Annotated in this window: 17 protein-coding genes; 11 read left to right on the plus strand and 6 right to left on the minus strand. The window is 71.5% G+C overall.

Going from position 1 to position 17,079, the window contains the following annotated elements; translation table 11 throughout:
• The first annotated feature begins 113 nt into the window (after positions 1-113).
• The gene (locus ACWD0J_RS22315) at positions 114-1,025 is read left to right on the plus strand and encodes a winged helix-turn-helix domain-containing protein (protein WP_451497550.1); all 912 of its coding nucleotides are present in this window, start codon (positions 114-116) and stop codon (positions 1,023-1,025) included.
• A 36-nt stretch (positions 1,026-1,061) separates the two neighbouring features.
• On the opposite strand, the gene ACWD0J_RS22320 is transcribed toward ACWD0J_RS22315, so the two are convergent.
• Complete coding sequence (locus tag ACWD0J_RS22320) at positions 1,062-1,250, minus strand: hypothetical protein (protein ID WP_451497551.1); 189 nt, start codon at positions 1,248-1,250, stop codon at positions 1,062-1,064.
• A gap of 171 nt (positions 1,251-1,421) precedes the next feature.
• Here ACWD0J_RS22320 and ACWD0J_RS22325 point away from each other — a divergent pair, with 171 nt between their 5' ends.
• Together ACWD0J_RS22325 and ACWD0J_RS22330 are read left to right on the plus strand one after the other, a co-directional pair.
• Positions 1,422-2,309, plus strand: coding sequence for a GntR family transcriptional regulator (locus tag ACWD0J_RS22325; protein WP_451497552.1), 888 nt, complete (start codon positions 1,422-1,424; stop codon positions 2,307-2,309).
• On the plus strand, positions 2,309-3,046 hold the full coding sequence (locus ACWD0J_RS22330; protein WP_451497553.1) for an HAD family hydrolase: 738 nt from the start codon (positions 2,309-2,311) through the stop codon (positions 3,044-3,046). Before ACWD0J_RS22325 ends, ACWD0J_RS22330 begins: the two co-directional genes overlap by 1 nt.
• Here the strand turns inward: ACWD0J_RS22330 and ACWD0J_RS22335 are convergent.
• On the minus strand, positions 3,037-3,219 hold the full coding sequence (locus ACWD0J_RS22335) for a hypothetical protein (protein ID WP_451497554.1): 183 nt from the start codon (positions 3,217-3,219) through the stop codon (positions 3,037-3,039). The two genes, ACWD0J_RS22330 and ACWD0J_RS22335, sit on opposite strands and share 10 nt — an antisense overlap.
• 175 nt (positions 3,220-3,394) lie before the next feature.
• Between ACWD0J_RS22335 and ACWD0J_RS22340 the strand changes: the two genes are divergently transcribed.
• From ACWD0J_RS22340 to ACWD0J_RS22350, 3 genes are all read left to right on the plus strand, one after another.
• Positions 3,395-4,276 (plus strand): winged helix-turn-helix domain-containing protein, encoded by an 882-nt coding sequence (locus ACWD0J_RS22340; RefSeq protein WP_451497555.1) that lies wholly within the window; start codon positions 3,395-3,397, stop codon positions 4,274-4,276.
• Between the two features lie 405 nt (positions 4,277-4,681).
• On the plus strand, positions 4,682-6,736 hold the full coding sequence (locus ACWD0J_RS22345) for a phosphotransferase family protein (RefSeq protein ID WP_451497566.1): 2,055 nt from the start codon (positions 4,682-4,684) through the stop codon (positions 6,734-6,736).
• 70 nt (positions 6,737-6,806) lie between these two features.
• Positions 6,807-7,694: a hypothetical protein gene (locus tag ACWD0J_RS22350; RefSeq protein WP_451497556.1), complete on the plus strand. Its 888-nt coding sequence runs from the start codon at positions 6,807-6,809 to the stop codon at positions 7,692-7,694.
• A 4-nt stretch (positions 7,695-7,698) separates the two neighbouring features.
• Here ACWD0J_RS22350 and ACWD0J_RS22355 read toward each other — a convergent pair whose 3' ends face one another.
• Entirely contained in the window at positions 7,699-8,664 is a 966-nt protein-coding gene (locus ACWD0J_RS22355) for a zinc-binding dehydrogenase (protein WP_451497557.1), read from the minus strand.
• Positions 8,665-8,806: 142 nt separating this feature from the next.
• Here ACWD0J_RS22355 and ACWD0J_RS22360 point away from each other — a divergent pair, with 142 nt between their 5' ends.
• Together ACWD0J_RS22360 and ACWD0J_RS22365 are read left to right on the plus strand one after the other, a co-directional pair.
• Positions 8,807-9,427, plus strand: coding sequence for a TetR/AcrR family transcriptional regulator (locus ACWD0J_RS22360; RefSeq protein WP_451497558.1), 621 nt, complete (start codon positions 8,807-8,809; stop codon positions 9,425-9,427).
• Between the two features lie 66 nt (positions 9,428-9,493).
• A complete protein-coding gene (locus tag ACWD0J_RS22365; RefSeq protein WP_451497559.1) occupies positions 9,494-11,650 on the plus strand; it encodes a HelD family protein in 2,157 nt (718 codons plus the stop codon).
• Positions 11,651-11,741: 91 nt separating this feature from the next.
• On the opposite strand, the gene ACWD0J_RS22370 is transcribed toward ACWD0J_RS22365, so the two are convergent.
• The 3 genes from ACWD0J_RS22370 to ACWD0J_RS22380 form a co-directional block, all read right to left on the minus strand.
• Positions 11,742-12,581, minus strand: a complete 840-nt coding sequence (locus ACWD0J_RS22370; protein ID WP_451497560.1) for a nitroreductase/quinone reductase family protein — start codon at positions 12,579-12,581, stop codon at positions 11,742-11,744.
• Between the two features lie 234 nt (positions 12,582-12,815).
• On the minus strand, positions 12,816-13,709 hold the full coding sequence (locus ACWD0J_RS22375) for an NAD(P)-dependent oxidoreductase (RefSeq protein WP_451497561.1): 894 nt from the start codon (positions 13,707-13,709) through the stop codon (positions 12,816-12,818).
• Between the two features lie 356 nt (positions 13,710-14,065).
• Positions 14,066-14,770, minus strand: coding sequence for a hypothetical protein (locus tag ACWD0J_RS22380; RefSeq protein WP_451497562.1), 705 nt, complete (start codon positions 14,768-14,770; stop codon positions 14,066-14,068).
• Between the two features lie 331 nt (positions 14,771-15,101).
• On the opposite strand from ACWD0J_RS22380, the gene ACWD0J_RS22385 reads away from it, so the two are divergent.
• The 3 genes from ACWD0J_RS22385 to ACWD0J_RS22395 all read left to right on the plus strand — a co-directional run.
• Positions 15,102-15,635, plus strand: a complete 534-nt coding sequence (locus tag ACWD0J_RS22385; RefSeq protein WP_451497563.1) for a toxin-antitoxin system HicB family antitoxin — start codon at positions 15,102-15,104, stop codon at positions 15,633-15,635.
• Positions 15,636-15,788: 153 nt separating this feature from the next.
• Positions 15,789-16,634: a DUF4097 family beta strand repeat-containing protein gene (locus ACWD0J_RS22390; RefSeq protein ID WP_451497564.1), complete on the plus strand. Its 846-nt coding sequence runs from the start codon at positions 15,789-15,791 to the stop codon at positions 16,632-16,634.
• 107 nt (positions 16,635-16,741) lie between these two features.
• Positions 16,742-17,079: ATP-binding cassette domain-containing protein (locus ACWD0J_RS22395; RefSeq protein WP_451497565.1), on the plus strand; the 338-nt coding region annotated here is incomplete at its 3' end.

Raw genomic sequence — 17,079 nt, forward strand, 5'->3', positions numbered from 1 at the left:
CATGTTGCTCAAGTTGGTGACCAACTCAACTGTACTTATCTCCTCTTGGAAGCGACTCATAACCACCTTTCGGTGAACTGCCTTAAGATGGCGGGAAGTTGTAGTGTTCTGTCGTGGACCCGGAACACGCCGCCGTCACTGGGCGGAAGAGGGCACAGCGGTCACACACGTCACATCGTGAGGTGGCCGACGAACTGCGTGCCCGGATCCGGTCCGGGCGGCTGCGGCCGGGTCAGCGCATGCCCACCCAGGCCAAGCTGGCCGACGAGTTCGGCGTCGAGCGGGGGGTCGTCCGCCAGGCGCTGTACATCCTGCAGTCGGAGCAGCTGCTGACCAACGTTTCCAAGGGAAGCCCGGCGACCGTGGCTCCGGATCCGGGCCTGACCAGGCCGCCGGCCGGCCCCGCCGCCCCGCCGCTGCCCACCATGGTGGCCCTCGCGCCGCGTATCGCGAACGCCTTCGCGGCCCCGCACGTCGAGATCGACGCCCTGTGCCTGACCTCGGTCTCCCTCACCCTCGCCATCGGTGAGCCGCTGCGCCAGATCCACGCCGGGCGGCGGAAACCGGCCAGAATCGACGTCCGGGTCCTGCTGCCGAGCCGGGACATCGAGCTGGCCTTCCCGGTGCCGGTCGAGGCGCGGGGCGACGACGATCTCGTGCACAGCCGCTGGCTGGCCCAGCGCAACGCCCAGGGGCAGGTGCTCCGGCACAACCTGCTGGCCCTGCGCGCCACCCACGGCATCGACGTGCACGTGTCCTTCCGCGCGCTGCCCTTCACCCCGCCGGTGAAGCTGTACCTGCTCAACGGGGAGGAGGCGCTGTTCGCGTACTACACGCTGGGGCGGCACGAGGCGGAGATCGACCACGAGCACCTGCAGATGTACGACGCCGAGGGCACCCGGTCGATGCTGTTCGCCTTCGAGCAGGGCGCCGGCCTGCGGGACGCGACGTTCGTGGAGCAGTCGCACCTGTGGTTCAACGCACTGTGGGAGACGATCAGTTCGGAGCTGACGCTCACGAGCTGAGGTCTCCCGCAGTGGACCGGCCGGGACGCGCTGGACTCACAGGGCGGGCCCCGACACGAGCAGGGCGAGCACGACGGCGCCGACGGAGCTGACGGCCGGGCTCTTGGCCTTGACGCCGACGGTGAGCAGGAGCAGGCCGACGAGGCCGGTGACGCCGTACTTCCACTGGACGGTCTGCTCGATGCCGACGACGAGAACGGCGGAGAGGAGGGCGAGTGCGGGCACGGTGGTTCCCCCTTCGGGCTTCCGGGACGGGACGGGCGTGGGGGTGTGGAGGCAAAACTTCCGCCAACTTCACCAAGTTGGCAGCCAACTCTGATGTAGTTGTCCCCGCTTGGTCGCCACTTATAAACAACTTTCAAACAACTCCCCTCAGATGGATCGCAGTTGTAGCGTTTGGTCGTGACTCAGGAGAACGTGGCAGTGAACGGCAGCAGAAAACTCTCGCCCCAGGAGATCGCCGACGTCCTGCGGGAGCGGATCCGCACCGGTGACCTGAGGGCGGGAGACCGCCTGCCCACCCAGGCCGAACTCGCCGACGAGTTCGGCGTGGAACGCGGCACCGTCCGCCAGGCCCTGCGCGCCCTCCAGGACGACGGCCTCCTGAGCAACGTCAGCAAGGGCAGCCCGCCACGGATCGCGGAGCCGGCCCGCACGACGGCGGGTGAGCAGCCGCAGCCGACGATGGTGGGGCTCGCGCCCCGGCTGACGGAGGCGTTCGCCGCCCCGAACGTCCGCGTGGACGCGGCCTGTCTCACCGCCGAGTCGCTGATGCTGGCCCTGGGAGAACCGATCCGGCTCATCCACGAGGGCCGCATCCACCCCGAGTCGGTCGCCGTCCGCATCCTGCTGCCCTCCCGCGAGATCCCGCTCGCCTTCCCCGTTCCGGTCCAGGGCCGCGGTGAGGACAGCGACCCGGTCCATCAGCGCTGGCTGACCCAGCGCAACGCCCAGGGCCACGTCCTCAAGCACAACCTGCTCGCCCTGCGTTCCTCCCATGGCATCGATGTCCAGGTCGGATTCCGCGCCCTGCCGTTCACCCCGCCGGTGAAGCTGTACCTCCTGAACGAGGGGGAGGCGCTGATCGCGTACTACATGATCACGCGACGGGAGGAGCCGTCGGACAGCGGCATGCTCGACATGTACGACGTCCTGGGCACGGAGTCCCTGCTCTTCTCGTTCGAGAAGCGGGCGGGGCAGCGGGACGCCGCGTTCGTGGAGGAATCCCAGAAGTGGTTCGACGCCCTCTGGGAAACCATCACGACGGACCTGACACTCTCCTAGTGACTTCTGATACGACGCAGACTGAACCCGTGGCAGCTCAGACCGAGGCACTGCGAGAACTGACCGCCCGCGCGCGTGTCGTGCTCTGGGACTTCGACGGCCCGATCTGCCGCCTGTTCGCCGGCCACGCGGCGGACAAGGTGGCGGACGACCTGGTGGAGTGGCTGGAGGGACGGGGCCTGCACGGCCTGCTCACCGAGGAGGAACGCCGCTCCCTGGACCCGCACATAGTCCTGCGCGCCGTCGACCGCAGACATCCCGGCAGTGATCTGGTGGACGAGCTGGAGGAACGTCTCACCCAGGAAGAACTGCGGGCCACGGCCTCGGCCATGCCCACTCCGTACGCGGACCCGCTGGTCCGCACCTGGACGGCGGTCGGGGCCCGGCTGGCCATCGCGACGAACAACTCCCCGCGGGTGGTCCGCACCTACCTGGCGAGCCGGGAGCTGACCTCCTGCTTCGCCCCCCACGTCTACGGCCGCACCCAGCAGCTCAACCACCTCAAGCCGGACCCCCACTGTCTCAACCGGGCGCTGAACGCCATGGGCTCGGCGCCCTCGGACGCGCTGATGATCGGCGACACCCCCTCGGACCTGTACGCGGCGCGAGCGGCCGGTGTTCCGTTCCTCGGCTACGCGCGTAACGAGCGCAAGGAGAAGCTGCTGCGGGACGCGGGCGCCACGGTGACCGTCGCCACCCTGGAGCCGGTGCTCAAGGTGATGCGCGCTCAGGCCTGAGTCATGAGCAGCGTGAACACGACGGCCGCCCCGACGGCGAGGCCGCCGCGGTGCGCTCGTACGCCCACCCCGATCAGGAACAGGAGCGCCACACCGACGGCGCCGAGTCTGGCCTGTGCCATCAGGCCGAGAGCGAGCTCGCCGAGTCCGGTGAGCACGGGGAACAGGAGCATGTCCGTCCACCTCCCTGCCACTTCCGGAGAAGCGGCCAACTAGCGGTCCAATTGGACCGGTTGTCGTAGAGCTGGTCTGCCCGGGCGGAGTGATCCCTTAACCAACCGCCCCATAGGACTGCCGAGTTGCCGCGACATTGGTTTGCTTGTGGACTGGAAGCGGTACGGTCCACATGTGGACGGACACCAGACCGGTGAGAGCGGCGGCAAGGAGTTCCAGCGGGTCGCCGACGAACTCCGGGGGCGGATGACCGACGGGACGTATCCGGTGCGTTCCTTCCTGCCGTCCCAGCGTGACCTGGCCGAGGAGCTGGAGGTCTCCCGGGACACGGTGCAGCGCGCGCTGCGGGAGTTGGCCAGCGAGGGCTGGATCGAGTCGCGGCAAGGCAGCGGGTCGAGGGTGATCAAGACGCAGCGCATACAGTCCTCGGCGGCCAAGGCCACCAGGCTGCGCCGCGGGGTGACACTGGCCCCGCTCATCAGTGAGGCCTTCGAGCAGCCGGAAGTGACCCTGGACGTCTACACCTTGACGTCGGAGTCCCTCGACGCCCACATCCGGCTCCAGGCGGAACGCATCCGTGGCGGCTTCATCAGCCCGCAGCGCATCGTCCTGCGCCTGCTGCTGCCGGACGCGACGCTGCCGCTGCCCTATCCCCGTGTCAAGGACGACAGGAGCGACGAGCGCCTGCGGGAGCGGCTGCGCGGCATCACCGAGCGGCACACGGATTCGCTTGAGGCATCGCTGCGCGACCTGCAGACCGAGGGGCTGGTGCCGTTCGTCGGCGTGCAGGTCCGCCACACACCGCTGACCCCGACCTTCAAGCTCTACCTGTTCAACGGCGTCGAAGCGCTCCACGGACCGTACGAGGTGATCGAGCGCAAGATCATGCTGGGCTCCGACGAGGAGGCCGAGGAGGTCATGGCGCTCGACGTCCTGGGTCTGGGCGCCACCCTCACCCACCACGTGAAGGACGCGGATTCGAACTCCCCGGGCACGATCTTCGTGGAGAGCATGCAGAGGTGGTTCGACTCGGTCTGGGGACTGCTCGCCGAGTAGCTTCGGAAGGCGCCGGAGAGCGGTACGGCGGGTCTCCGGGGCTGCTGCCGGGTTGCTGTAGCATGCCCGCGCCGACTGAGCAGTCGCTCGCATGCGTTCGTATGGATGGGCCTACCGGCCGAACGCGAACAGATCTCAGGCAGAACAGTGGCGAACCACCCGTTGGAGCCACCCGAGCGTCACTCCGTCGTGCGCGGCGCTCACCGTGTGCTTACCGTTTGCCCAGCCACCCCCATCTCGCTTCCGGAGCGGCCAGTGGACACAGCTTCCCATCCCCGTTCCGACGCCAGGCAACGCGTCACGCCCGATGACGTCCACCGGGCGTTCGTGGGAAGGGCCGTGCAGCTGGGCGAGTCCACCGGCGGACACCACAACCAGAACTACGTGCTGCCGCTGACCGAGCCGATGGCGGGATTGTGCGGTCGTCCGCCGGGCACGTACGTCACCGTGCGGCTCCGGCGCGTGGAGGCGCTGCCCGTAGTGATCAGGACGTGGCCGAACGAGGCGGAGATCCTCGACGCCATCAAGGGGATCCTGCCCAACGTGCCGGAGTGCCTCGTCAAGGGGGACCACTTCGCCGTCCACAGCTATGTGGAAGGCGTACCTCTCTCCACGGTGTGCGGGAACGGCAAGCCAGTCGACACCCTGCTCGTCAAGGCGCTGGCCGGTCTGCTCGCCCGGATGGCCACCGTGAGGCGAGGGACGCTGCCGTCGCTGCCGGCCGCCTGGCCCACCAACGACCTGGACAGCCAGGGGTTCCTGCGCACGCTGGCGCACCTCGCGGACCAGCAGATCAGACGCCCCAACTGGGTGGAGTTCGGCGGGCTCTTCGCGGCGCTCGGCATCCCCGAGGACGCCCTGCTGCGGCTGGCCGAGCGGGTCCCCGCCATGGCCCGGCGGCCCTACAGCCTGCTCCACGCGGACCTGCACCGCGACAACCTGATCGTGTCGTACGCCGGCGACCCGCCCCTCATCTGCGTCGACTGGGAACTGGCGACCTACGGCGATCCCCTGCACGACCTCGCGACCCACCTCGTGCGCATGCGGTACCCGGACCACCAGTGGGACGAGGTGATCGACGCGTGGGCGCAAGCCATGCAGCGTACGCGTCCCGCCGCCGTCAACGGTCTGGCCCGGGACCTGCGCCACTACCTGGCCTTCGAGCGGGCGCAGTCCGTCTACCCCGACGTGATGCGGGCCGCGCGGTCCCTGGAGGAGGCCCGCACACAGAAGAGCCTGGACGACGCGACCGCGGAGGTGCGCCGGGCGCTGGAAGCGGCGGAGGAGCCGCTGCGGCTCAAGAACCTGCCGGGCACGGGCGAGATCGAGCGGGCCCTGTTCCGGTGGCTGACCTCCCGTGGCGGCGGCTCCTACGAGGGCAAGGGGCGGCTCGTGCACACCCTGCGCTGGCAGCCGGACCGGCGTCTTCCCGACCATCCGGACTTCCCCGCCGCCGCCGTGCGGGAGGCCCTGGTGGCGGAGGGAGCGGCCCCGGCGTGCCGGGTCTTCAAGGGGACCGCGCACCTCAACACCGTCGTGCGGGTCCCCAGCGTCGACTTTCCCGTGGTCGTGCGGCGCAAGCTGCCCGACGTCTGCCGCCGGGAGCGCAGCTTTCTGAGCGAGCACGCCGTCCTGCGGGCCATCGAGCAGGCGGACGGCGCCGTGGCGGCACCGAGGGCGCTGGCCCTGGGGGAGAGTTATCCGAACGACCGCTTCGCCATCCACACGTACGTCGGACCGCGCGACATCGACAAGCTGCCCAGCCACCCGGTGTACGGACTGCTGCCGCACGAGGCCGACAAGCTCGTCGACCAGCTCTGCGCCCTGACGCATGTGAACTACCGGCATGTGGACCCGGCGGCGGGCGAGGGTGGCTTCCATGACTGGCTGCGAGGCCAACTCGTGGCGCTGGTAGGGGACCTGCCGAAGGAGTCGCAGCACCTGGCCCGGCTGCTCGGGCTGCCCGACGAGGACGGCTTGCGACGGATCCTGTCCCGACACGAGGTGAGCCACCGGGAGCCGGCCCTGCTGCACGGCGACCTGAACCCGTGGAACCTCGTACGGCGTGACGACCACCTCGCGCTGACGATCATCGACTGGGAGATGGCGCTGGTCGGCGACCCGCTGTACGACCTGGTCCGGCACATGCACCTCACCCCCACCCGGCCGGAGATCCGGGACCGGATGTTCCGCCGCTGGGAGCGGAAGCTGCCGTCCGCCTGCACCCGGGACTGGCGCGAGGACTGGCGGGTGTACCGCTGGATCGAGATCGTCCGGTCCGCCTACGTCGACCTCGACCGGCTGGTGACGGGGGCGAGTCTGGACGCCCCCAACGTCCGCCGGGCCGTGGACTCGTACGCGATGACCCTGGCGGCGGCGATGGGCTCGCTGGGCCTGGCCGCCCGCCCGACGGCGAACCCCTATCTTGCCCGGGCTCTGGGGTGGGGGGACCATGACTGAACCGAAAAGCCGGGTGCCGAGGAGGCATGTGACCCTCCGTCGGGCCTCGCGGGCATGAAGGGGGCGGGGCATGGCGGAGCGCCCGGACGGACCGGCCGACGGCGGAGTGGTCCAACGGCTGAGGCGCTTCCAGGAGCGCTTCGAACCCGTGCTGACCCGGATTCTGCTGGTCACCATCTTCGTCACGGGCCTGACCGCCCAGTTCGTCACGCCCGTCGGTGACGCCCTGGAGGGCAAGGCGTTCCTCGGCGGCGCCCTGCTCAGCCTGGTGGGCTACGTGCTGTACGACGCGGTGAAGGAGCTGTCCTCGGCGGTGCGGGTGCCGGCCCGCGCCCTGGTGAACTCGAGCGAGCTGGGCAGTTTCGTCAGCGATGCCTTCGAGGCGCGGCGGGTGGAGATCGGGTTCCTCGGCTACACCGGAGAGACCCTGTACAACGCGCTGTACCACCGCCTGGAGGATCTCTTCGACAACCAGGGGCCCACGCGGAGGGTTTCGATACGGATGCTGGTCCCGGACTTCGGGCAGCCGATGATCGTGCCGTCCCAGGTCGGTGACGACTCCCGGCCGCTGGACGACCCGGAGTTCCGCGCACGGATGTCACGGCGGTGCCAGGAGTACGACGGGATCCTGTCCGACATCGCCGAGCGGCTGACCGCCACCGGCCGACTGGTCGTGGAGTGCGAGTACCGCTTCTATCCGGGCATCCCGAGGGACAAGATCTGCATCTTCAACCGGGTGCAGGTCCTGCACGGTCTGTACGACCTCTCGGCCCGGATGCGTCTGCACCACATGGGCCCGGAGTACTACGACCCCAAGGGCTACAGAACGGACCTCAACGTCTGGACCCGGGAGGGCACGGCCGCCGCCGAGGCGGCCGTGGCCACCTGGACCAAGCACTTCGACGACCTCTGGGAGCTGGCGGCCGTTCCGCAGTGGCGGCGGGCGGCGCCGGCCTGAGGACTCACACCCGCAGTACCACCTTCCCGGTCAGGTGGCGGTCCTCGACGGCCGCGTGCGCGGCGGCCGCCTCCTCCAGCGGGAACACCGCGCCCACCACCGGCCGCAGCCGCCCCCCGGCCGCCTCCGCCACCGCGTAGGCCCTCAGGCGCCGGAGGTCCGGTGACGGGAACTGGAGGTCGCCGATGCCCAGCAGCCGTACGCCCCGCCGGTGGGCGTCCTGCGTGTCCACGGCCGCGAAGCCGCCCGTCGGTGCCCCGTGGGCCGAGAACCGTCCTCCGTCAGCCGTCAACGCGAAGGCCGTGGCGCCCGGTTCGCCGCCCACGCCGTCCAGGACCACGTCGGCCGCGCCGCCCAGGGCTTCCCGGGCCCGGGACGGCCAGTCGCCGGCCGTGAGGTCCACCGCGGCCGACGCGCCCAACTCCCGCACCAGCGCCAGCTTTTCGGCGCCCCGGGCGAGTGCCACCACATGCGCTCCCCGTGCCCGGGCGGCCAGCTGGACCAGGAGCGTGCCCATGCCGCCCGACGCGCCGAGGATCAGGACGCGGTCGGCGGAGGTCACCGACGTCAGTTCGAGCAGCCCCGTCGCGGTGACGCCGTCGTGGACCAGGGCCGCCGCGGGGAGGAGGTCCAGGGTGTCCGGTACGGCCGTCAGGGCGTCGGTCGCCGCGACCGCCCGGGAGGCGTAGCCGCCCTGGACGAAGGACGTCACCCTGCGGCCCAGCCACGTGTCGGGGACGTCCGGGCCGAGGGCGGCCACCGTGCCGGAGACGCCGCCGCCGGGGACGTACGGCGGCGTCACGGAGAAGTGGTCGCGGGCCCGGCCGGCGCGGATCTGGGTCTCCACGAAGATCGTGTCGACGTAGGCCACGTCGATCAGTACCTCGCCGGGGCCGGGGACCGGGTCCGGGAGGTCGGCCGGGAGCAGTACCTCCGGGCCGCCGAACTCCTTCACCTGTATCGCTCGCACGGGATGCCTCCGCTTGTTCGTCCGGTGGTGCTTGCTGTGTTCGTCCGGTGGTGCTTGTTGCTTGCGTATGCATGGAGTCTTCGACCTCAACCGGGGTTGAGGTCAAGGGGAGGCCGGCGTCCGGGTGCGTAGGCTCGGCGGCATGAGCGAGACGGATGCGGGCGCGATCGGGCTGCGGGAGCGCAAGAGGCGGCGGATGTACGAGGTCGTGTCGGAGGCCGCGATCGGGCTGTTCCTGGAGAAGGGGTTCGATGCCGTGTCCGTCGCCGAGGTCGCCGCGGCCGCGGAGATCTCCAAGCCGACCCTCTTCCGGTACTTCCCGGCCAAGGAGGATCTCGTCCTGTACCGGCTCGCCGATCATGAGCGGGAGGCCGCCCGGGTGGTCGCCGGTCAGGAGAGGCCCCTCGCCGCGCTGCGCCGGCACTTCCTGGACGGGCTGGAGCGGGAGGACCCGGTCACCGGGCTGAACGACCACCCCGACGTGCTCGCCTTCCACGCCCTGCTCTACGGCACCCCCGCCCTGGCGGCCCGGGTCCACGCCTACCTGGAGCGGTCGGAGGCCGCGCTCGCCGAGGCGCTCGGCGGTGATCTGGAGGCGCGACTGGCCGCCGGGCAGATCGTCGCCGTCCAGCGGATCCTCGCGCTGGAGAACTGGCGACGGATCGCGGCCGGGGAGCGGGCGGGGGACGTCCGGGCGGACGCGGTCGCGGCGGCCGAGCGGGCGTACGCGGGGCTCGCGGCCGGGCTGCCGCACCTCGCCTGACTCCCCACCGAATGATACCGAGTAAGAAATTTAACTCGGTTACGTTATTCCAGTACGCTGGGTGGAATGACGTCACCTGACCCCGCCCTCCACGAGTCCCTCCACCGCGAACGCGCCCACCACGACCGCTCCCGCACCGCGCTCGCCGCCATGGTCGACGGGGCCCGGGAACAGGTCGTCACCGGCGAGGACGTCTCCGCCTCCGGTGCCGACGCCGAGGTGCTCGGCCACCGCCTGCGCAGCCAGGCCAAGGAGCTGGGCGAGTTGCCCGACGGACCGCTGTTCTTCGGCCGGCTGGACTTCGCCCGCGACGCCGGCGCGGAGCACGGCGGCCAGAGCTACCACATCGGGCGGCTCCGGATCAGCGAGCACCCGGCCGGCCCGCCCCTCGTCGTCGACTGGCGCGCCCCCGTCTCCCGCGCCTTCTACCAGGCGAGCGCCCACGACCCGCAAGGCGTCGCCGTGCGGCGGCGGTTCGGCTGGGCGCCCGGCAGCCGCGGCGACACCGCCGATCTCACGGGACTGGAGGACGAGCACCTCGGCCGGGAGCGGTCCCGGGCCGACGACGCCACCGCCCCTCGGGAGAAGTCCCCGGCCGACGACCTCGGTGCCCGGGACGCGCCGCTCGCCAGTGACATCGTCGCCCGGGAGATCGAGCGGCCCCGGGTCGGCCCCATGCGGGACATCGCCGCGACCATCCAGCCCGAGCAGGACGACCTGGTACGAGGCGACCTGTCCGTCTCGGTGTGCGTGCAGGGCGCCCCCGGCACCGGCAAGACCGCCGTCGGACTGCACCGGGCCGCCTACCTGCTCTACACCCACCCGCAGCGCATCCGCCGCGGCGGACTGCTGATCCTCGGGCCCAGCCGGACCTTCCTCTCCTACATCGCGCAGGTGCTGCCGGCGCTGGGCGAGACCGGCGTACGGCAGTCGACCCTCCAGGAGGAGATCGCACGGCACCCGGTCACCGGCACCGACGACGTCCGGACCGCCGTCGTCAAGCACGACGCCCGGATGGCCCAGGTCCTGCGGCGGGCCCTGTACGCACGGGTGTCGGCGGACGGCACCGGGTCCCTGGCGGTCACCGACGGGTCGTACCGCTGGCGGGTGTCCGACGACGAACTCGCGCGGATCCTGCGTGACGTACGGACCGAGGAACCGCCGTACGCCGTCGGCCGGGAGCGGGTGCGCAACCGGATCGTGCGCTGCCTGCAACTGCGGGCCGAGCGGCGGGCCGGGCCGCGCGGCGCCGCCTGGGTGCGGCGGATCTCGGGGTCGCGGGCGGTCGGGGCGTACGTGGACGCCGTCTGGCCCCGGGTGAAGCCCGAGGAGGTGGTGGCCGAACTCCTCACCGACGGGGAGGCGTTGGCGGCGGCGGCCGACGGGCTGCTGGACGCCGGCGAGCAGAAGGCGCTGCTGTGGGCGAAGCCGCCGCGGTCGTGGAAGTCGGCCCGCTGGTCGGCCGCCGACCTGGTCCTCCTGGACGAGGTCGCCGGACTCGTCGAGCACCCCGAGGGGTACGGCCATCTCGTCGTCGACGAGGCGCAGGACCTCTCCCCGATGGAGTGCCGGGCGATCGCCCGCCGGGCCCCCTTCGGCTCCCTCACGGTCCTCGGCGACCTGGCCCAGGGCACCACACCGTGGGCGGCCCGGTCATGGGACACGGTCCTGCGCCACCTCGGGAAGCCGGACGCGGCCGTGGTGCCGCTGACCACGGGATTCCGGGTGCCGCAGGCCGTCCTGACGCTGGCGAACCGGCTGCTGGCCAAGCTGGAGGTGGACGTCCCGCCGGCCCGTTCCCTGCGCGAGGACGGCGAGTTGAGGATCCGGGAGGCCGCGGCGGGCGGTCTGCTCGACGCGGTCGTGGACGCCGTACGGGAGGCGCTGGGACGCGAGGGGTCGATCGGGGTCGTCGCGGCGGACGCGGACGTGGCCCGGGTGCGCGCCGCGCTCGACGCCGCCGGGATCCCGGCCGCCGGACCGGAGGAGCTGGGGGCCCGGCTGAGTGTCGTCCCGGCGACCCTGGTGAAGGGCCTTGAGTACGACCATGTCGTCGCCGTCGAACCGGCCGCGATCGTGGAGGGAGAGGGAGAGGGAGAGGGGCAGGGAGAGGGAGACGGGCAGGGGGAGGCGGAGAGGCGGGGGCTGCACCGGTTGTATGTGGTGCTCACACGGGCGGTGTCGCGGTTGGATGTGGTGCATGGGCGGGGGCTGCCGTTCTAGGGAGCGCCTTCCGTCCGGGGGCCTTGGACCGGGGGCCCCGAGAGCCGGGGCTCGCGCGGACCGGGCCCGGGACGGCAGGCGCCCCGGTCGCTCAGACCGCGTCGAGGAGCGGGATCACCTGCTCCTCCTCGTACGTCAGATGGGCCTCCAGCTCCGCCGTGAGGCGCTCCACCTCCGCGCGGGCCGTCTCGCGGTCCGTGTCCTCGGCGGTCACGACCCGCCGCAGGTCGTCGGCGAGGGCCGCGATCGACTCGTGCTCCGCACGCAGCCGGGCGAGCGCCGGGCCGGCCTGCGGGTGGCGGTCGGCCAGGTGCGGGAACAGGCCGAGGTCCTCGCCGGTGTGGTGATTGTGCAGGCCCTGGCAGAACGTCAGGCAGTTGACGCGGAGCTGAGCGCCGAGCGTGGACGTGCCCGTCCTCATCTCCTGCCGGATCTGCGCGAGTTCGCGGCGGAAGGCGTCGTGGACGACCTTGACCGCCTCGCCGAAGGAGTCCGCGTTGATGTTCGGCGGGCCGCCCTGCGCGATCTCGTACAGGGCGACCACCGGGATCACCCGCTCCGTCTTCTCCTGGTACGCCGCCCAGCCCGGGTCCGCCTCCACGGCCCGCGCGAAGGCCTGGTCGCGCTCCTCGCCGGTGAGGACGACGGCCCGCGCCTCGTAGGTGAACGCGCCGCTCTCCACGGTGGCCCGGGGGTGCGCGAGGAGGTTGCGGTACCAGTGCGGGTGCCGGGGCGCGCCGCCGGCCGAGGCGATGACGAGGATGCGGTCGCCGCCGTCGGGGAGGTAGCCGACGGGGGTGGTGTGCGGGGTGCCGGTGCGGGCGCCGGTGGTGGTGAGGAGGATCAGACGGGCGCCCTCGAAGAAGCCGCCCACGCGGCCCTTGCGGGCGCGGAACTCGTCGATGATCTGATCATTGAAGGGGTTGGGCACTCTCTCTTCTTTCTCTGTCGCTGGTGTCTTCGGAACGTGGCATTCGAAGGCGCGCAGAGAAAGAGGCGGGCTCCTGGCCCGCCCCGGCCTCACTCAGAGGCCGGGCACCCAACTCGTTCACGGCACAAGGCCGACCCGGCAGTCATACGGGCACGGTAGCGTCGGCGCCGTGAGGGACGCCATCGAGTTTCCCGCCGGTGTCGGTGCTGGTTCCGGAGGGGGCCTGCTCCCGGTTCAGCGGCGGCCCAGCAGTTCCGTGATCCGCATGAACCCGTCCGTGCCGTGTCCGAGTCCGACGACCCGGCGGGCCTGGCCCTCGGCCGCGCGCATCACGCCCGCGTCGATGCCGTGCGCCTCCGACGCCTGCACGATGTGCGCCATCGACGAGACCGCCGAGGTGATCGGGTTGCCCTCGCCGGAATACGTGCCGTCGTCGGCATCGTTCGCCCACTGCTCGAACAGCGGCGGCAGGATCGCGGCGATGCCCTGGGCGAAGGGGGCGAGTTCGCGCGCGGTGACGCCTTCCGCCCGGGCCACCGCCAGGGCGTGTGCGTACCCCGCCGACGCGGTCCAGAAGATGTCGAGCAGAGCGACGTCGTACGCGGCCGCCCGGCCGATGTCCTCGCTCAGGTGGGCGTGGGTGCCGCCCAGCACGTCCAGTACGGGCCGGTGTTCCCGGTAGAGGTCCGCGGGTCCGCTGTGCAGGAACACGGCGGCGGGCGTCCCGATGGTGGTGGTCGGTGTCATGATCGCGCCGTCCAGGTAGCGGATGCCGTGGGCGTCCGCCCAGCTCGCCGTGGAGCGGGCGCGGTCCGGGGTGTCGGCGGTGAGGTTGACGACCGTACGGCCCTTGAGGGCGTCGGTGACCGACGGATCGCGCAGGACGGCGTCGGAGGCGTCGTAGTTCACCACGCAGACGACGGTCAGGGCACTCGCGGCGACGGCGTCGGCCGCCGACGCGGCACCGAGGGCCCCGCGTTCGAGCAACGCGCGGTCCCGCCCCGGTGTGCGGTTCCAGACGGTGGTCCGCAGCCCCGCGTCGAGGAACGCGCCGGCCAGCGCGCGGCCCATCGGGCCCAGGCCGAGGACGGTGACGGTGACGGCGGACAGGTCGGTGGACGTGGACATGCTTCAACTCCGCGAGAGGGAAGGGGAGTACGGCAAGGAAGCGGCGTCGGCCCGCCGGGAGAAGCCGGAGGCGCCGCGCCCGCTGACGACCTTCAGCTTGGGTCGCGCGCCGGATGCTGCCAAGTACTTACAAAAAAGTACGTGCCGTCCTCGGCCCGTGCCTGGACCGTCCCCGGCCGGTGCCTGGACCGTCCCCGGCCGGTGCCTGGACCGTCCCCGGCCGGTGCCTGGACCGTCCCCGGCCGGTGCCTGGACCGTCCCCGAGGTCATCGACCCGTCCCTGAGGTCGTCGGCCGTCCGTCGCGGTCGCCTGGTGTTCGAGACCAGGGATCCCGCCTGTTCGTCGCGCGACGCCCTCAGGCCGACGTCGGATAGCCGATCTCGGCGATGTCCTTCGCCAGCGCGTCCAGGAAGACGTCGGGGTCCAGGGCCGTCACGGTCGCGTCGGTGAGCGGGCGCAGCGCGAACACATGCCGTACGGCCGCGAGGGGCACGGGAACGTCGTAGTAGTCCTCGGCGAACTCCTGGAACGCCTGCGGCGACCGGTCGACGAGCAGCCGGAACACGTACGCGGCCCCGTCCGGATCACTGCTGCCGCTGCCGCTGCGACCCTCATCGTCGACGCGGTGGCTCGTGGGGAACTCGACCGCCGTCCCGGTCCGCCAGGCCTCGTCACCCGCTTCGCGCCACGCGCAGGCGGTCACGAGGGGCAGTCCGTCCTCGTCCGTGAAGGCGGGCTCGTCGACGTACGCCCGGAAGACCTCGGGAACGTCGTCCAGCACACCGGGCCACGGGCCGTCATTGACGTAGGGACTCATCCGCGACTCATGGGCGAAGCCGCGGATGTAGGCACCGGCGGCCGAGAAGACGATGGAGAACTCGTCCCCCGACCCGTTCCGCATCGACGCCAGCTGCTTCCCGGTGGCCCAGTGGGCGTCGAAGGTGTAGTACCGGTCGTCCCACTCCGGACTGAGCACCGCCTCCAGCATCGCCATCGCACGGCAGTGCTCACGCAGCACGGAGATCTCTGGCAGGTGCCGGGCGACAGGATGAAGGGTCATGGGGGCATCCAACACCAGAGCCGTCGTCGGCCTGCTGGTTTCTCCTCGTGACCGGGACCCGGCGACCGCCGCCATCAGCGCGCGTGGCGCAGCTGGGGACACGGTGCGCGGAGTGGTGCCGGGTGGCGCCAAGTGGTGTCGCTTGGCGCCATCTGGTGCCATCCGGTGTCACTTCGCGCTCAAGGGTGGGCGTGGGTAAGCGTGGGGAAGTGATCACCAAGGCCGTCGTTCTAGGTGTTAGTGCAGGTCAGGGCGGATGTCGTCGATCCTTCTCGCTGCAAGGCGCCACTCGGGCTTGCATGTAGCGCCATTGTGGTGCCATTATGGCGTCATGGACCTCACCCCGTATGTCGACACCCTCCGCCGCGAACTCGCGGTGGCTGCCGAAGCCGGCGGCGACGAAGCCCGCGAGCTGGCCGAGAGGCTCACCGCTCCCCTGGAGTCGGCGACCCGGTTGACCATGCTCAACCTGCTCTCCGCCGCGATGGACGAGATCACCCGCGAACTCGCCCCCGGCTCGGTCGACGTACGGCTGCGCGGACTCGACCCCGACTTCGTGGTGACCCTGCCGCCCGCCGCCACCGGCGGCGCCCCCGCGCGGCCCGCCGAACCCGTGGAACCGTTCACGGCCCCGGCTTCGGCCCCGGCCCCGGCCGACGGCGACGAGGGCGGTACCGCCCGCGTCAACCTGCGCCTGCCGGCCCACCTCAAGGCCCGCGCCGAGGAGGCCGCGACCCGTGAGGGCCTGTCGGTCAACGCGTGGCTGGTGCGCGCCGTGTCGGCCGCGGTCGACGGCGGCACCCGGCCGCGTACGACGGAGACGACCCGGTCCATCGGGCAGAGCTACACGGGCTGGGTGCGTTAGCCGCGCCCCGTCCACGCCACTTCGCTCACCGCACCACTTCGCTCACCGCACCACTTCGCTCACCGCACCACTTCGCTCACCACGCCACTTCACTCACCCACACCACGTCCCACCAGCGGGGACGCCCTGAAGACCCAAGAGGACGGGACAGCCATGCCTTCTTTCGACACTCCCGAACCGATCTCGGCCACGACCCACGTGGAGGCCGGTTCCATCCAGTTCATCGCGGGTGACCGCCTCGACACCGTCGTCGAGGTGCGGCCCCGCGACCCGAAGCGGGACCAGGACGTACGGGCGGCCGGCCAGACCGAGGTCACGTACATGGGCGGCGCCCTGACCGTCCGGACGCCCAAGCAGCGCTATCTCGTCGGGCGCACCGGTACCGTCGACGTGACGGTCGAACTGCCCACGGGATCGCACGTCGAGGTGACCGGCGCCTGGACCCAGGTGCTCGGCGAGGGCCGGCTCGGCGAGGCCCGGGTGAAGACCTCGTCCGGTGACGTCCGCCTCGACACGACCGGGCCGCTCCAGCTGACCGCCTCCCACGGCTCGATCACCGTCGACCGGATCGAGGGCACGGCCGAGATCACCACCAGCTCCGGCAGCCTGCGCGTCGGCCTCGTCGACGGCTCCGCCGTCCTGAAGAACTCGCACGGCACCACGACCGTCGGCGCCGCGACCGGCGACCTGAGGGTGAGCGGCGCCAACGGTGACATCGACATCGCGCGCGCCGAGGGCTCGGTCACCGCCACCACCGCCCATGGCACCCTGCGCGTCGCCGACGTGGCCCGCGGCAGCATCCAGTTGAAGACCTCCTACGGCGCCATCGAGGTCGGCGTCCGGGAGGGCACCGCTGCCTGGCTCGACGTCCACTCCGACTCGGGGCAGGTGCGCAACACGCTCACCGCCTCCGATACGCCGGCCAAGACCGAGGACACCGTCGAGGTCCGCGCCCGGACCCGCTACGGCAACATCGACGTGCGCCGCGCCCGGCCCTGAACACCGGCCCGCCGGCCCGCCCGCGCTTCGCCGTTCTCCGCTCTCAGCCCGTTCCCCGGCTCTTCGCCCGGTCCCCGCTCGCCTCAGCCTCCGAAAGGGAGGACTCCATGCCTTCTTCTGTCATGTCCACATCCAGCCTGGGTGGCGGTCCGCAGCCGCCCGCCGGCATCTCCGCGGTCGGTCTGCGCAAGTCGTACGGGGACAAGACCGTCCTCGACGGCATCGATCTGGCGGTGCCGGCCGGGTCGGTGTTCGCGCTGCTCGGCCCGAACGGCGCCGGCAAGACCACCGCCGTGAAGATCCTCTCCACCCTCCTCACCGCCGACGCCGGCGACCTGCACGTCGGCGGTCACGACCTGGCCACCGACCCCCGGGCGGTACGCGCCGCGATCGGGGTCACCGGACAGTTCTCCGCCGTCGACGGCCTGATCACCGGCGAGGAGAA

The sequence above is a fragment of the Streptomyces sp. NPDC003011 genome (assembly GCF_053591515.1).

Bases quoted from the DNA above. Each gene is read 5' to 3' on its own strand.
- ACWD0J_RS22380 (WP_451497562.1), bottom strand. From the start codon at position 14,770: ATGACCCTTCATCCTGTCGCCCGGCACCTGCCAGAGATCTCCGTGCTG.
- ACWD0J_RS22390 (WP_451497564.1), top strand. From the start codon at position 15,789: ATGCCTTCTTTCGACACTCCCGAACCGATCTCGGCCACGACCCACGTG.
- ACWD0J_RS22365 (WP_451497559.1), top strand. From the start codon at position 9,494: ATGACGTCACCTGACCCCGCCCTCCACGAGTCCCTCCACCGCGAACGC.
- ACWD0J_RS22350 (WP_451497556.1), top strand. From the start codon at position 6,807: ATGGCGGAGCGCCCGGACGGACCGGCCGACGGCGGAGTGGTCCAACGG.
- ACWD0J_RS22385 (WP_451497563.1), top strand. From the start codon at position 15,102: ATGGACCTCACCCCGTATGTCGACACCCTCCGCCGCGAACTCGCGGTG.
- ACWD0J_RS22375 (WP_451497561.1), bottom strand. From the start codon at position 13,709: ATGTCCACGTCCACCGACCTGTCCGCCGTCACCGTCACCGTCCTCGGC.
- ACWD0J_RS22360 (WP_451497558.1), top strand. From the start codon at position 8,807: ATGAGCGAGACGGATGCGGGCGCGATCGGGCTGCGGGAGCGCAAGAGG.
- ACWD0J_RS22335 (WP_451497554.1), bottom strand. From the start codon at position 3,219: ATGCTCCTGTTCCCCGTGCTCACCGGACTCGGCGAGCTCGCTCTCGGC.
- ACWD0J_RS22345 (WP_451497566.1), top strand. From the start codon at position 4,682: ATGGCGGGATTGTGCGGTCGTCCGCCGGGCACGTACGTCACCGTGCGG.